The following is a 15,085-nucleotide window of genomic DNA, read 5'->3' on the forward strand; positions in this document are numbered from 1 at the left end:
CTATCCTTAATGCGTACTAGTCGAGGATCCTCGATTCGATTGATTTTCATTTAAATCGCCATGAAGACGAAGCACAGCCATTCTGGCATATTCGCTGACTTCCATTAAGGCTTTTTCATCATCTTCATCCACTTCCAGCGACTGATAATCCAGTTCGGCAAATTCCTGAAGATGCTGCAAAGCTTCCTGTGACTCTTCTTCTTTTAGCTCCATTAATCCAATGCCAGCCATAGTCAAGCCCTGGGTAAATCCCTCACACCATTCGCTAAACGCTTTCGCTCTATCGATTAGCGGAATATGTTCATCGGGAAGCAGCAACTGAAAATCAAAATCCATATTGTTGATTTGATGATGACTGACTGAGTAAACATCAAACATTGCCATCGCCGCCAGCTTGGTTTCCTCGTTTTTCCGGTAGTCGATCATTAGGGCCCGAACGTAGGTTTCTCCTTCACTAATCGCTCCAGCGCATAAATAACCGCATAAAACGCCATGTAACTCACTGCTGGAAATCGGTAAATTCAGTACGGACACTTTTTCGTCAAAAGTCTGATAGGCAGGGAGGCGTAAGTGGGTAAATTCATTGGACATAATTAAACTCTGAAGATAAATATTAAAAACGATTGAATTCTATTCTACTTCTTATTCTGATTATAATAACTGATTTGCTGGAACAAACCAAAATTGTTAAACTGTCCGAATGTCGCTGAAATATTGCCAAGGCATCTGCTATGACTACATCAAAAGCCTGTTCAATTCGATTGTTAAATAAGACTTATGAAATAAAATGTCCTGATCACGAAGTGGATAATTTACAGCGTGCCGGTCAGAAATTAAATGAGCAGTTGCTTGCTAACAAGAAAAAGTTCAGACAATTGGATGAATTTCAGAATCTGTTGCTGGCCGCCATTCATATTAGCCATGAGCTGATCACCTGCCAGCGTCAGCAGGAGCAACAGCGTCATCAGGTCACGCAGTTTATTAATTCGCTGGAAACCCGAATTAATCAGGTTGTTAATGGCAATCCTGAATTAGACCCGCAAACGGATTAGTAACTCCCCAGGTACGTCATCCTGAACACAGTGAAGGATCTCCTGAAGCCGGCTCAGTTCCAAGTCGTTTAAGATCCTTCGCTACGCTCAGGATGACGTACCTGAGAAGTTACGAATTAATCAAAGCATACCAGCAGCCATACCCGCGGAGGATTCCAGTGAGGAATCAGCCGTAGCGTCGTTACCGAATGAAGAACTATTAGACTGACTTAAATTAAATGACGAGGCCATCTGGTCAAAGCTATTGCCGCCGGTCAGGCTGCTTAGACCGCCTGTCACAGTATCAGTGAGCATACCGTTAAACTGTTGAACCATATCATTCATGTCATCCATCATTTGCTGCCAGGGCTCTTTTTTCTCTTTATTTTTGTCGTCACTGGGAGACATTTGGTCCATCATTCCATCAAGCTGATTCGCAGAAGAAGATGCACCACCTGAAGGGATCATACCAGACATATCAGCACCTATAATAAAATCATTTCTTTCTAAAGATAGCATAAACTGCCGCAAGAGGCAGCTACCCAAGCTTGCGCCGCTTTGAGAAAGCGGGTAAAACTTGTATGATTCACTATACCAAACTATTTATTAAAAAAGTCGGTAAAGAATAGTGTTTACACTTTCTTTTCAATTTTTGAGCAAGGTCCATTATGAATCTCGATGATTTTCGTTGTATGCGGCAGGGGGTGCAGTTATCGGTATTGAAACCAGAGCAAGCCGCATTGTTAAAGGCCGTTGATCGACGAAATGGACACAAACAGAAAGCCTTGCTGGTTCTACACGGCTTTTCCTCTTCTCCGGCCGTATTCAGGGAACTTTCAGCCGGTTTTGAAGGCTATGATGCCATAGTAATCCCCATTCTCCCTGGCCATGCCAGCAATCTTGCCGAGTTTGGCGGCATAAAGGCAGCCGATTGGCTGGAGTACGTCAAGGACGTTTGTGCAAAACTGATAGATGAATACGAGCAGGTTGATGTCTTAGGACTTTCTCTCGGCGGATTGCTAGCCTGTCATCTGGGTTTTGAATTCAAACTCCACCATCTTTATTTATTGGCGCCAGCACTTGATTTACCCTATACCTTGTCGAAAACCCTTCATCTTGCCAGAGTTTTACGGAAGATGGGATTTATCCGCCTGCGAAGTGCCGCTGGCAATATATTGAAGCCTTCGAGCTGTGAAATTGCCTATCGCCAGTTGCCGCTTAATACGATTGTTGAAATTTTAAGCCTTATCCGTAACTTCAATTTTAGCCTGCCATGCTGCCCGACGGATGTTTTTCTTGGCTGCCATGATAAAGTGATTTCCTCTCATAAAGTGGCAGCTCGGTTTGCCGGACAACCCCATATTCAGATTCACTGGCTAAAAAATTCAGCCCATGTCATTCCTTTGGATAGTGACATCCAGGAAGTGCTTCATTGCATACGAAACAATATGCACAGGCCATAGAGCTGTAAGAATATCTTACAATATTTATTAAATTACATCTATCGGGAATGAATTTAACCTGTTATTATAGACGGGTTTTAGCAACCAGCCAAAGGGTATTTCTTTATGAAAAAGATCGCATTAATCTTATGTTTACTTCCTGTAGTTTCTTTTGCTGCACCCAAAGATGATGCCATGATTACTGTTTACCAGGAACGTTGTGCCAAAGAACAGGATCCCGTGAAACGCCAGAATTACTGCCATGCCCTGGAGCAAGTGGACACCAACACGGTGATTGCCGACCCCTTCCGTCAGGATGTAGCGCTTGCCTAATCTTTTGAATTCCCGGTACTTATATACAGTGTTGCGTAAGTAGAGCCAAGCAACTTAGCTGCCGTCTTTGCGAACAAAGTGAAGCAATCCAGATCGAAACCTGAACAAAGCCAGGATCTGGATTGCTTCGCTAATGCTCGCAAAGACGGTTTTCATGTTTACTTATCTTCAGTTATGCAACACTTCGCGGGGATGACAGTTCAATATACAATTGAGCTCAACTTAATGGCAGTGAGATGGGGGATAATTTTAAACCCTCTCTCTAACTCTCTCCCTGAGGGAGAGAGGATTTTGGGTCACCTGCTTTTAAACAGCAGACGATTGGTAAAGGCAATTCCCAGAACCGACACGAGCAGGGTCAGATGAATAACAACCTGCCACATGATGGTATCATTTCCATGTTTGGTCGGATCAATAAATGTGCGCAATAAATGAATAGATGAAATTCCCACCAGTGACAAGGCCAATTTAATTTTCATTGCGCCCGCATCCAGTTCGCCCAGCCATTCCGGCTGATCGGGATGGGCATGAAGCTGTAAATGCGACACAAAGGTTTCATAGCCCCCCATGATCACCATGATTAGCAAATTGGCTATCATCACCACATCAATTAGATCAAGTACCCCTAGCATAATTTCGGTGTCATCAAGTCCATTGATGTGTGAAATCAAATGAAATAATTCGATAATATATCGATAAACATAGGCCCCCAAAATACATAACAGGCCCAAGTATAAGGGCGCCTGAAGCCAGCGTCCCATAAAAATCAGCTGGCTTAGCGCCTGTTTCAGTTTAATCATTGCTGCTCCCCTACTGGTTATGCAGCAACTTTAAACTGAGTGCAGAAAAAAGCAAGTATCTGGCAAAAAAGATCTCATTCCACCCGAATATTCAGAAATTGCCAGGGATCACTCATATCCAGTTTCTCAGGAAATAAGCGCTGCCGGTTTTCAAGCGGCGTCCATCGGGTATAGTAACCTGCCACTTTACCCAGATAGGGCCAGGCAATCTGCAAGGCAAACTGAAAATCAATGTCTTCGGGTTCTACAATGCTTCTGTCTGGATTTTTTAAAGCCCAGATAACTCCGGCCAATACCCCGGCGGCGACTTGCAAACTGGTCGCATTATTATAGGGAACCAGTTTTCTGGCTTCATGGATTGATAATTGGGAACCATACCAGTAGGCTCCTTTTTTATTCCCCATAAGCAATACACCCAGTTCATCGGTACCTTCCACCACATCCTGAATGATTAAGCGGTTGCGATGCTCTAGCGTCCAGTTGCTTGCCTCGTATTCCTGGAGCGACAAAGTAGCATCCGGGCAAGGATAATATGCGTAATGAACAGTAGGCCGATAACTGACTTCCCTATCATTTTTTATCGTTAGGAAATCTGCAATGGTTAAGGATTCCGCATGCGTGATTAAAAAGCCATAGAAAGGGCCGTGAGTAGGAGTCCATGTCCGTACGCGGGTACTTGCCCCCGTACGCTTAAGATAAATCGCCCCATCATTGGTAAAGGTGTGATGAATTGCATCTTCCGGCCAGTGACGCTCGTGCGTTCCCCAACTTAACTCGGCGGGTTGGCTGGCCTCCGCAATCAGGCCCTCCGCCGACCATGTGTTGACAAACTCCCCCGGTACTCTGAAACGATTACTTACTTGCGTATCCCGTTCCGCAATATGAATCACCTTGATACCCAGTGTATGAGCCAGTTTTGCCCATTCAGTCTGAGTAGCGGGTAGAGAACAGGAAATCTCGTTATCCTGAGCCATATTCCACAAGGCTTGTCTTATGAAATGCGATACCAGGCCCGGATTGGCTCCGTGGGTAAGGATGGCAGTAGGCCCATGCTCCTCTCTTAGTTTGAGTACTCCCTGACGCAAATCATAACGGGTATGAAAAGAATGTTGCTTAGGTTTGACGTCCAGCCACGGTTCGGTGCAGGCATCGAGATAAAGAATGTGTTTTTGCTGGCAATATTTAATTAAATCATGGCTGGAAATCCCAGTAGACAGATTAATCAGAAAATCACCTGGGTTCATTAAATCATTGAGCACATTAAGATAATTATTTCGGGTAATCAGTTCTCTAACGAAGCTTAGTCCTTGCTCTTTGGCAATGGCTTCTCCGATAGAGTCTTGAGTTAAAACAATGATTTGTGAAGGCGACATCTCCAAATGATGCAGCAGAAGGGGCACTATAGCCTGCCCGACACTGCCAAACCCGAGAATTAGAATTTTACTATCAAGACGATGATATTTCGTATCCTTATAACTCATGATTACACTCATTTTTGTTAATTCTTGACTTAAATTGTAGCTCATTGATTGAATTTAAACACATTCTGATTCAAGAAACAGACAATGACCCGATCGCTTTCACATAGCGATGCGAGTCATATTGTCCTGGCATAGCAGCTTCAAATAAAATTTTATCCAGGTCTTACATTTTCTCCAATTAATCGTGAAGGGTTTACTTTCTCAAAGAAATCAAAAACTGGTTGGAAAAAACCGTATCTATTTTGAGAACCAATATGATTATTCTCTGGAGCTTCTGAACTTAGACCAGATAACACTTCCTTCTCGGATTTAATCTCATCGACAAGGCTTCCTGTTTTTTCAGATATGGAATTGGATTGGTTTACTTCTGTCAAAACAGATGCCAATAAAGCCGGAAACTGGCTTGCGTTGTCTAATAAAAAGGGGTGAACAGAGGAAGGGAAAACAAATTTCACTTTTTCTAATTCACGGGGATATTGCTCCGATAAAACCTTCAGTACTTCAATTATCTGGTTTTGACTTAAAAAAGCCATATATCGGTCTAATCGTAACGCATTCGGTTCTACCATCAAATCATAAAGTATGAGCTGTTACTCCAATCTCCAGGGCGTTTCCAGGAAAAGCAACTTGTTTCTCTACGAGTTTCAACCAGGTTAATTCGTTCGCAAAATAGAAGCTTCTCAGAAAATTCTCATTCTGATTAATAGCCTCATTCTGATTAGGCAGCTCCTGCTCATAGATGTCATGCAATGAGGTGGGTCCTGTGACCTCTATGGTCCAGTGTTTTAAAAAAGCACGCGTTGGCAAAGGTTTATCAAGGTTAGATGAAGCAGAACCCCATGGATCTCTGCAATCTATCCCTTTTAATAAATCGGCTACCGGTGTTAAATACTTGGAAGCAATTTTTTCCTGAATTTTTGTGATAATCGGGCAATGCTTCACACTCATAATAAAGTCATTTGACGTTCCATAACTCATTCGACAATAGAATGCTGGGCTGTCGTTAAATTGTTTAGCCATTTTAAATAATGCCAGCGGGTGTTGATTATATTGCGTAAATCGTACCTCGCCGTCGTGAATATAAAATCCTAAAGGAGCGTTTAAATCGTCTGGTAATCTATTATCCGGCTCAGGATCCGGCACCACATCCACATCACTATAAATCCCCCCGAAATGATAAAGAATCGCAAGGCGCAGCTGATCAGATGCAGCAGCATAATTGCGCCGTAATAGTTCCAGTTTATACATTCCCTCATTTGGACCAATGTGACCATCTAACAATCCACTATCCAGTAAGTGGATCTTATTCACTTTCGCCCACTGGATTAAATTCTGTAACTGCTCTGAGGTGTAGGCTGAAGAAGTAATCCACAAGGTGGTGATGTAATCAGGGTATATTTGTTTAAAAGACGCTATGGTTGCGAGATGATTATTTTCAGAACTTATTTCCAAGGGATTAACGATATAAATGTAATTCATTCTTTTGGGTATCAGCCGGTCTTTAGGTTCTTCATCTGATTCCACTTCCACTTCAGCCATATCATGCTGTCTTAAGAGATGAGGTAAATCCTCAAGCGGCTGGGAAGCTGGACTCACTTGCAGCAGTCCAAACGGGTCTTTGAGGAGTTGCGCTCGTTCATTATTTGAAGAGGGTAGATTTCGCTGAGTTTTCATGATTTATTCCTAAACTAATTTCGAGTTTTAGTTTAAGACAAACACATTAAGCTCTATTTATGCGCAAATGAATAAAGGTATTCCCAATTATTCCAAAAAAGAATACTCCTCTAGTGATAGCGGTATTTGGATTCATCTTGTGAAAAGAAGAGATTCCTTGAATAATCTCGCAATATATTGAATTATCTTTGAATCGCTGCGGCCTCTGGGGCAATACCAACAGGTTGTAATATTTTCAGAAAAATCCTTAAACTCCAGTTTGATTAAATCATGGTCACAATAAGAGTCAGGAAGAGCAGTCCAGGCAATTCCTGTTTTAACTAATTTTTGTATTGAATCAATTGAAAATAGTTCGTGGTCGATTAACAAGGATATTCCATGTTGTATAAAAAGACGTTCCAGTTTTTCTCGAATGGAAAAACCAGGCTCTGTGAGTATGCAACCATGCCTTGACAGCGTTTGAAGATTAATTTTCTTTTTTCTCGCCAATGGATGGGAAGACGCGACAACAATAACAATTGGTTCCTCCTGAAGGCGGGTACTTTTAATCGAATGATCAATCGACAAGTCTTCGGTTGTTAGCGCCAAATCAATCATTCCATTTTGTAATGCTGGAATTAATTCCTGTTTTGCCATCTGCTTAATATGGAACTGGGGATAATGCTTTCCTTTTGTTTTTAAAAACTCAATAAAATTCGGCAGGAAATGGAGTGCAGGATAAATAGAAACACCAATATAAATAGGAACGGAATTAAAGTCAGGTTCATTTAAATTAGCAGCAGCATCCAACATGGTATGCAAGATGAGACGCGCATAGGGAATTAACAATTTCCCTTCTATGGTAGGCATTACCATATTTGATTTTATTTCAAAAAGCTTTGTCTTGAATTCATTTTCAAGATTATTAATTCGTTTGCTAATAGTCGATTGGGTGACAAATAGCCGTTTGGCCGCTAAGGAATAGGAGCGGTACTCATAAACCATCAGGAATGATTTCAATTCATTACTATTCATCTTTATTCCAGCGCCTTATCCTAAGGTAGTTCTTAAAAATGAGCCAGCAAGTCTCTTAATAATGAAGTACGCATTTAATAACCACGCCTTATATTGTCAAACTATAGCCTAGTCCATGTTACAAAAGCCAGGATTCCAATTTTTCATAAGACAATAACTTTGAGTTAATTTTGACCAGATATCATTGGTTTTGAATTTAATCAGAGGACAATGACATGAAAAATTTTAATCCAGTGACTGAAGCTACAGTAGAATCTTCATCAGAGGGCTCCGCAGAAGCCGGCGCTAACAAGACAAGCTATGCAGATATACCAAATGATGCGCAATTGCGAATTCTATCTTTTCTTGGCAATAAAGATTTGCTAAAGACCGCCACCCTTGATAAGAGAACCAAGGTGCTGGTTGATATTGAAAAAGGAAATCGTGATTTAAAAGCTATTTCTTCTGATAATACCTATTTCATCCTTGGCGGATGTGTGGCAATTACCAGGCGCCAGCTTACCAGCATTTATTATTCGACTCCACGAGAGGTAACCCTCAATGAAATAATCAAGGCTACACCTAAATCAAACAATCAGGTTAAGCTATTTCGTACCCTGGAAGAAGCAGAGCAGTCAGCTTATTCATCACATGAGGATCCTACAGCGGCCGTATTAAGACAAGTCGTTTTTGAAGTCAAACTTAAAGGCACACAAGCTCTGTATAATATCGATTTTAAAGAAGAAGAAGAAAAAAGTTCTTTTCGTAAACCGAGGGCGAAACCTGAATCGGCATCTACTAAATTCAACGATTCATTTGAAGTTCTTAAAGGTCACATAAATGGAAAAGAATATAAATTACCAACCAGTACAATTGAAAGTGCTATAGGAAACGTATCAGACTTGTGGTCATCACTCAGTAATATGAACCCTTTTAAATAATTTGCCCTCCCTGGATAAGGGAGCTTTTAACTCCCTTATTTCAAAATGAATTCTGAATGAATATGACTTAGTCTTTTATCGTCTGTGCCCAACTGATTTATCTCTTGACGACGCAGATGACTTGAATTTAGCAGCCTTGATCAGTAGAGTACCTTCAGGTACATCATTCTCTCAGCTTATGGGTTTTGGCTTAAATTTATTCATCATCATTGCAGATCAGTTCATGCTGTTTGTGGTTAACATGCTGGTTGCCCGCCATGCCGGAGAAGAGTTGTTCGGCGATTTTACAGTCGCCACCAATGCCTTGCTGTTGCTAGCCACTCTAATTACTTTGGGTATTGATTCCATCATTGCTTATTACGTACCCAAACTATTCATTCATCGAAAGTATAGCGAAATTCAAACCTTAACTTTCTCTATGAAGGGTTTTTTGAAACCGGTATATATAACTGTTCTGGTGATTGGTCTTTTGATGGCTCTAACCTTGACCGTATTAAGTCAGGTGATCAGTAGCCTGACGCTTTTTGATATTAGTCATCCGCTGTTTTTATTTATATGGGGCACGGTCGCACTGTCCTTATACAACATTTATCTGCAGTTTTTCCGCGCCATCGATTATATGCGCACAGCAGTTATCATGAGTTTACTGCAGACCCTGTGTTATTTTATTTTCAGTCTGCTTATTTATTTTTATATTTACCCTTATTTTTTTCAGCATGAACGCCGATATTTTCCGCATATCATGCTGATTGGTTTTATCGCCAGTTACTTAGTCATTGTGCTGCTGTCAATTGCCATTCAAAATCGCAGTGCGCTCAAACGCTACAAAAAATCAGCAGAGCTTCGCCAGGAATGGAAAGGAAAAATTTACGGTTATACCGTTCAGAACTTGAATAAATATATTTTTACCGCAATTCCTTTAATGATCATTGAATGGCTGGGACAGCATGAACGCTCAGTGGGATTATTTTCTGCGGTAAGCTCCATTGTCTCTTTAGGATTTATCGCCATTGCACCGATTGGAATTCTCATTGGCCCAGATATTTCCGCGGCCTTTGCGCAAAGCCGTGAGCATCTGAAAAAAGTGATGCGGAAATACCTGTGGATTTGTTTTGCCATTTCTCTAGTCGTGGTTGCCATCTTAGGCCTTTCTGCCCGGCAAATTCTTTTATGGTATAAATCTGATTTTATCGATGCGCTTCCTTACACCTACTTCTGTTTAATCAATGTAGTGACTTACGCGATTTCCATGCCCCTGTCCAAGATGATTCAATATTCCCATGAGGGCAGTGAAGTGGGAGCAAAACTGACCATTGATTTATTAGTTTTCCAGCTGTTTTGCTGCCTGATATTAATTAATTGGCTGGGCCTTGACGGCGCTATTATCTGTTATATCGGCATTAATATTGTTTACAATGCTGCCATGATTCGCATGGCCAGAAAAATTATGCGCATCGATCCCTTTGGAAAAGATCTGGTTTAAATGTGAACTTTGCAAATAATTAACAAAACCAAATTTGCATTAATCCCTTTCAAAGCATATTCTGAATATAACAAAGGTATTCTTGCTCGGCTAACAGCCTACTTATGGAGCCAGAACCTAGATGCGGTGTGCAAGCTTAACTTGAATTAAGAAGCCTGAAGCATCTAATAGGGCGACCACATTGGAACCTAGAACCGCAGCAAGAATACCTTTACCTCTTTTGTGATTTCTTAAGCCTCCTGCAATTCCTGCGGATATAATCTATGGCCAAATATTGTAGATATTGTTATAGTCCGGCCGACCAGCTTGTCCCTTCCTCTGGCTAAAAACGTTGAGTATGGACTGGGGATTATTCATGATTCAGAAACCTTTGGGGAAGACGCCTGGTGGCATAGCGGCGGAACCCTTGGGTTTAGTGCAATGATGATTTGGCTGAAAGAGAGTGATGTGATTCTGACGATTAATATCAGCCATTATACTGCCGGGAAGGATTTATATTTAGTGGCCCAGGATTTGGCCAATGTGCTGCGTAAATCTTTGGATACCGCGAACAAGTCTTTCAATTAGTCTAACGTTTTAAAGGAGTTCGTACCCTAAAATCCTCTCTCCCTCCCCACGACCTCTATTCGCTCTTCTTTTCTTTAACCCTCGCCAAAGCCTGCAAAATATAATCCTGTTTGGCGATAACATCAGCCTGGTTATTCTTTGCCGCAATGGCCAATTGTTTTTTCTGGCGATAGGCTTGCTGCTGCTCATGTTCCTGACGCAATAAACGGACTTTGCGCGCATTAAAACGCTGCCTTGACAATTGTCGATCAAAGTCCGCTGCCGGTATGGGGGTCATTTCAATACAGTCAACCGGACATGGCTCCACGCACAATCCACAGCCAGTACATTCCGTTTGAATGACGCTGTGCATCAGTTTTGCCGCCCCGACAATAGCATCCACAGGACAAGCCTGAATACATTTGGTGCAGCCAATACATTCCGGCTCGCGAATGACAGCGATTGCCGGCTGCCGAGTATTCTTAAGCGCGTCTTCAAGGTAGGGAGACGCGTCCTCGTTCAGCAGACTACCGAGAGCCTTAACCGTTTCTACACCGCCAGGTGGGCATAAATTAATCGCAGCCCCGCCTTGCGCAAGCGCTTCTGCATAAGGCATGCAACCTGCAAAACCACATTCGCCGCATTGAGTCTGCGGCAAAATAGTATCAATAGCGTCTACAAGCGATTTCATTTTACTTTCATACCCGGCAAAGCGCCTTCATCAGGGTTAAGCAGATAAATCCCTTTTCCATCACCGGCTGCCAATACCATTCCTTCGGAAACACCAAAGCGCATGGTGCGAGGCTCCAGATTGGCAACCATTACTGTCAGGCGGCCAATGAGATCATCTGGCTGATAAGCTGACTTAATTCCGGCAAAAACCTGCCGTTCTTCCGTGCCCAAATCCAGCTTCAGTTTGAGTAATTTATCAGCACCTTCCACTGCTTCCGCAGCAATAATGCGCGCTACCCGCAAGTCTATTTTACTGAAGTCCTCTATGGAAATCCGGGCTGCGTCATTTTCCTTTGCCGGCTTGGCTGCTGCAGGCGTTTCCTGCTTGCCTTCTTCCAGCAAGGCATCGATTTTTTCTTTCTCTACTCGCGTAATCAAAGGTTTAAACAGCTGAATTTGATGTCCTGTCAAGGGAGTGTCAATCGCATCCCAGTGCTCGGCAGAGCTATTCAAAAACTGTTCAGCCTCTTTTGCCATCATCGGCAACACCGGTTTCAGATAAGTTATCAATACACGGAATAAATTTAATCCCATTGTACAAATCGCCTGCACCTGCGCATTTTGCTCGGGATCTTTGGCTAGCACCCAGGGCTTGTTGTTATCGATATACTGATTGACTTTATCGGCACACTCCATAATCTGGCGGATTGCTTTGGCATAATCTCTTTGGACATAGGCTTCGATAATCGCTGGTTTAACGCTTATTAATTCCTGGTACAAAGCAGGATCGCTTAAGTGATCGGCCAGACGATTATCAAAGCGTTTATTGATGAAACCGGCGCAGCGGCTGGCAATATTCACTATCTTGCCAACCAAATCCGCATTGACGCGATTAATAAAATCATCAAAATTCAAATCCAAATCATCCACACGGCCGTTTAACTTGGCAGCAAAATAATAGCGCAGATATTCCGGATGCAAATGTTTGAGGTAATTACGGGCCTCTATAAAAGTACCCCGCGATTTCGACATTTTCTGGCCGTTTACGGTCAGGAATCCATGCGTATATACCGCTGTCGGCAAGCGGTGCTGGCTGCCTGCGAGCATCGCCGGCCAAAATAAGGCATGAAAATAGACAATATCTTTACCAACGAAATGATAGAGCTCGGTCGTCGAGTCTTTATTCCAGAATTCATCAAATGATAAGCCGCTTTCATTACAGTATTTTTTGAAGCTGGCCATATAACCCACTGGCGCATCCAGCCAGACATAGAAAAACTTGTCCGGTGCACCAGGAATTGGGAACCCGAAATAAGGAGCATCGCGAGAAATATCCCATTGCTTAAGACCAGCAGCAAACCACTCATCAAGCTTATTGGCCACTTCCGCCTGCAGGTGGCCTTTTCGGGTCCATTCCTTCAGCAACATTTCATAACGCGGCAAATCAAAGAAATAATGCTCTGAATCTTTTTCTATCGGCTTTACACCAGAAATGGCTGACACCGCGTCAAGCAGCTCGGTTGGCGAGTAGGTAGCTCCGCAGGCTTCGCAGTTATCCCCGTATTGATCAGGCGTTTTACATTTTGGGCAAGTTCCCTTGACGTAGCGATCCGGCAGAAACATTCCTTTCACAGGATCGTAGGACTGGCGAATTGTTTTTTTAACGATATCGCCATTCGCCTGCAAACGCTCATAGATGCTGTTGGCAAGTGCCTGATTCTCATCCGAGTGTGTGGTGTGATAACAATCGTAGTCAACGGCAAAGGCTTTAAAGTCCTGCTCATGGCTTTCACGAATCATGCTTGTTAATTCCACCGGTGTAATTCCCAGTTGCTCAGCCTTTAGCATGATCGGTGTACCATGCGCATCATCGCCGCAGACGCTGATACACTGGTGTCCCAGCATTTTTTGAGTACGCACCCAGATATCCGTTTGAATATGCTCTACCAAATGCCCCAGATGTAAATGTCCATTAGCATATGGCAACGCGCTGGTTACCAAAAGTTTCCGCACTTTTGTCATCGTTTCACTCATCATAAAAAATTATCAAGTATAATCTATTGTGCTATAGAAATGACATGAATTAATTAACAGTTTTGCACTCTGCCTTGCTAGGGAATCAAGGGCTTGCGCAGCAGCTCCTGCTCTCTGGTCACAGGCTGGCTTTGCCAGAGGTTATCTTTACCGCGGCTAAAGCAACTTTTACCAGGAGCAGTTTCCGGATTGGAACCCGGCTCAAAATCAAGGTCTTTCAATATCTGAAGATAGGCATCAGGCTTGGTCTTCCCGTAAAAATCCTCGTAATCGCTCTCAGTCAGATCGGGCACTTCATCCAGATCAGGGGGATTAATTAATTGATCCAGACTCTGAATCACCCAATGTAAAAAATTGGCGGCAGCTGAAAAAAGCAGTACGGCGGCGGAGGCGATAGCAGCACAGGCAAATACGGCAGGCACCATATTTAAAGAGAAGAGGAACGCAAAAGGCTGCCAGCCGCTAAACAGCGCAAAACTCGCAATTGCAGGCAGGGCAGGCGGGAAAAAAGCCACCAGACATCCCACTGCCGCCCCTGCGATCAGAGCCAATAAAACAGCAGTCAGCAATTTCCAATGTCTGCGCAACCATTTACCCATTGTTAGCCCCTTAAATTGAACCTGACTTAATAACGCGGAATCATGATAGCAATCTTATTTGCACAAGTGAACTAAAATACAACCAATTCATGGTGATTTTAAAACAAACGGCTATTAATTGGCACAGGATAGAGCCATCTACTACTCAAAACTGTCAGGCCTGGCTAATTATTTTGATACAGGGTGGGATCAGCAATACCAGCCTCAACAAACCCTTTTTGCCGGAAAGTGCAGCTATCACATCGTCCACAGGCTCTTCCCTTCTCATCCGCCTGATAGCAAGACACTGTCAAGGCGTAATCGACCCCCAACCCTGCGCCCAATCGGACCGTTTCGGCTTTACTCAGATGAATAAGCGGGGTATGAATTTCCAGAGGATTTCCCTCTACCCCAGCCCGGGTTGCCAGGCCTGCCATTTTTTTGAAGGCATCCATGTATTCCGGTCGGCAGTCTGGATAGTTTGAATAATCAACTGAACTGATTCCAATAAACAGGTCATTGGCACCGATTACTTCTGCATAGCCTAAGGCGATGGCCAGAAAAATAGTATTTCTTGCAGGCACATAGGTCAGCGGAATACTGTCTGTGGGCTGGTAATCCGGTACTTCTATCGTCTCATCCGTTAAGGCGGAGCCCCCGAATTGATTAATATCCAGATTCACAATGCGATGTTCAGCAACCTTGAAACAAGCCGCCACGCGCTTTGCAGCCTCAATTTCAGAATTATGACGCTGTCCGTAGGAAAAACTTAAGGCAAAACATTGGTATCCTGCTGCCTTGGCAACTGCCAAACAAGTGGTTGAATCAAGGCCCCCCGATAATAATACAACTGCTTTTCTCATAGGTAAGTCTCAAACGCTAAATTCAGGACGATTGTAGCCTAGTTGTGGGATAATGTAATAGTGAACCTGAATACACGACTTACCTTCTCACCCTCATTGCCATTAAGTTAAGCTCAGTTGTATATAAATTGTCCTCCCCGCGAAGGCGGGGATCCATCTCTGAACTGGCTATAATGTCGATTGAGGAATGGATTCCCGCCTTCGCGGGAAAGGC

17 protein-coding genes and 1 other RNA gene are annotated in these 15,085 nt (G+C 43.0%); 7 read left to right on the forward strand and 11 right to left on the reverse strand.

Features of this window, described 5'->3' with window-relative positions; genetic code table 11:
• Positions 1–6: 6 nt before the first annotated feature.
• Positions 7–591 (reverse strand): UPF0149 family protein, encoded by a 585-nt coding sequence (locus B1207_RS04030; RefSeq protein WP_112218721.1) that lies wholly within the window; start codon positions 589–591, stop codon positions 7–9.
• Positions 592–731: 140 nt separating this feature from the next.
• Here B1207_RS04030 and B1207_RS04035 point away from each other — a divergent pair, with 140 nt between their 5' ends.
• The gene (locus tag B1207_RS04035) at positions 732–1,052 is read left to right on the forward strand and encodes a cell division protein ZapA (protein ID WP_058507000.1); all 321 of its coding nucleotides are present in this window, start codon (positions 732–734) and stop codon (positions 1,050–1,052) included.
• 120 nt (positions 1,053–1,172) lie between these two features.
• Here the strand turns inward: B1207_RS04035 and B1207_RS04040 are convergent, their stop codons facing one another.
• Positions 1,173–1,508 (reverse strand): hypothetical protein, encoded by a 336-nt coding sequence (locus B1207_RS04040; RefSeq protein WP_146740010.1) that lies wholly within the window; start codon positions 1,506–1,508, stop codon positions 1,173–1,175.
• Between the two features lie 191 nt (positions 1,509–1,699).
• Between B1207_RS04040 and B1207_RS04045 the strand changes: the two genes are divergently transcribed.
• Together B1207_RS04045 and B1207_RS04050 are read left to right on the forward strand one after the other, a co-directional pair.
• Positions 1,700–2,494, forward strand: coding sequence for an alpha/beta hydrolase (locus tag B1207_RS04045; protein WP_112218723.1), 795 nt, complete (start codon positions 1,700–1,702; stop codon positions 2,492–2,494).
• 105 nt (positions 2,495–2,599) lie between these two features.
• Entirely contained in the window at positions 2,600–2,806 is a 207-nt protein-coding gene (locus B1207_RS04050) for a hypothetical protein (protein ID WP_112218724.1), read from the forward strand.
• A gap of 296 nt (positions 2,807–3,102) precedes the next feature.
• Here the strand turns inward: B1207_RS04050 and B1207_RS04055 are convergent, their stop codons facing one another.
• The 5 genes from B1207_RS04055 to B1207_RS04070 all read right to left on the reverse strand — a co-directional run bounded on the left by B1207_RS04055 (position 3,103) and on the right by B1207_RS04070 (position 7,775).
• Entirely contained in the window at positions 3,103–3,606 is a 504-nt protein-coding gene (locus B1207_RS04055) for a TIGR00645 family protein (RefSeq protein ID WP_058506996.1), read from the reverse strand.
• Between the two features lie 74 nt (positions 3,607–3,680).
• Positions 3,681–5,087, reverse strand: coding sequence for a saccharopine dehydrogenase C-terminal domain-containing protein (locus B1207_RS04060; RefSeq protein ID WP_112218725.1), 1,407 nt, complete (start codon positions 5,085–5,087; stop codon positions 3,681–3,683).
• Between the two features lie 152 nt (positions 5,088–5,239).
• Positions 5,240–5,620, reverse strand: coding sequence for a hypothetical protein (locus B1207_RS16065; RefSeq protein ID WP_172458118.1), 381 nt, complete (start codon positions 5,618–5,620; stop codon positions 5,240–5,242).
• A 40-nt stretch (positions 5,621–5,660) separates the two neighbouring features.
• Positions 5,661–6,761 (reverse strand): TcdA/TcdB catalytic glycosyltransferase domain-containing protein, encoded by a 1,101-nt coding sequence (locus B1207_RS04065; RefSeq protein ID WP_172458120.1) that lies wholly within the window; start codon positions 6,759–6,761, stop codon positions 5,661–5,663.
• Positions 6,762–6,893: 132 nt separating this feature from the next.
• Positions 6,894–7,775, reverse strand: coding sequence for a LysR family transcriptional regulator (locus tag B1207_RS04070; protein ID WP_112218726.1), 882 nt, complete (start codon positions 7,773–7,775; stop codon positions 6,894–6,896).
• Positions 7,776–7,990: 215 nt separating this feature from the next.
• Here B1207_RS04070 and B1207_RS04075 point away from each other — a divergent pair, with 215 nt between their 5' ends.
• From B1207_RS04075 to B1207_RS04085, 4 genes are all read left to right on the forward strand, one after another.
• The gene (locus B1207_RS04075; protein WP_112218727.1) at positions 7,991–8,695 is read left to right on the forward strand and encodes a hypothetical protein; all 705 of its coding nucleotides are present in this window, start codon (positions 7,991–7,993) and stop codon (positions 8,693–8,695) included.
• Positions 8,696–8,918: 223 nt separating this feature from the next.
• Positions 8,919–10,178 carry a hypothetical protein gene (locus B1207_RS04080; RefSeq protein WP_172458122.1) on the forward strand — a complete coding sequence of 420 codons (1,260 nt, stop codon included), beginning with the start codon at positions 8,919–8,921 and terminating at the stop codon, positions 10,176–10,178.
• A 65-nt stretch (positions 10,179–10,243) separates the two neighbouring features.
• Positions 10,244–10,408, forward strand: a non-coding RNA gene (gene ssrS / locus B1207_RS16210) — 6S RNA.
• 76 nt (positions 10,409–10,484) lie between these two features.
• Positions 10,485–10,745 carry a hypothetical protein gene (locus B1207_RS04085; protein WP_112218729.1) on the forward strand — a complete coding sequence of 87 codons (261 nt, stop codon included), beginning with the start codon at positions 10,485–10,487 and terminating at the stop codon, positions 10,743–10,745.
• A gap of 55 nt (positions 10,746–10,800) precedes the next feature.
• Here B1207_RS04085 and B1207_RS04090 read toward each other — a convergent pair whose 3' ends face one another.
• From B1207_RS04090 to queC, 4 genes are all read right to left on the reverse strand, one after another.
• A complete protein-coding gene (locus tag B1207_RS04090) occupies positions 10,801–11,415 on the reverse strand; it encodes an RnfABCDGE type electron transport complex subunit B (RefSeq protein ID WP_112218730.1) in 615 nt (204 codons plus the stop codon).
• Positions 11,412–13,418, reverse strand: a complete 2,007-nt coding sequence (gene metG / locus B1207_RS04095) for a methionine--tRNA ligase (protein WP_112218731.1) — start codon at positions 13,416–13,418, stop codon at positions 11,412–11,414. Before metG ends, B1207_RS04090 begins: the two co-directional genes overlap by 4 nt.
• 89 nt (positions 13,419–13,507) lie before the next feature.
• Positions 13,508–14,029, reverse strand: a complete 522-nt coding sequence (locus B1207_RS04100) for a hypothetical protein (protein WP_112218732.1) — start codon at positions 14,027–14,029, stop codon at positions 13,508–13,510.
• A gap of 164 nt (positions 14,030–14,193) precedes the next feature.
• On the reverse strand, positions 14,194–14,871 hold the full coding sequence (gene queC / locus B1207_RS04105) for a 7-cyano-7-deazaguanine synthase QueC (RefSeq protein ID WP_112218733.1): 678 nt from the start codon (positions 14,869–14,871) through the stop codon (positions 14,194–14,196).
• Positions 14,872–15,085: the final 214 nt, after the last annotated feature.

It is taken from the genome of Legionella quinlivanii (assembly GCF_003265995.1).
Classification (GTDB): domain Bacteria; phylum Pseudomonadota; class Gammaproteobacteria; order Legionellales; family Legionellaceae; genus Legionella_C; species Legionella_C quinlivanii_A.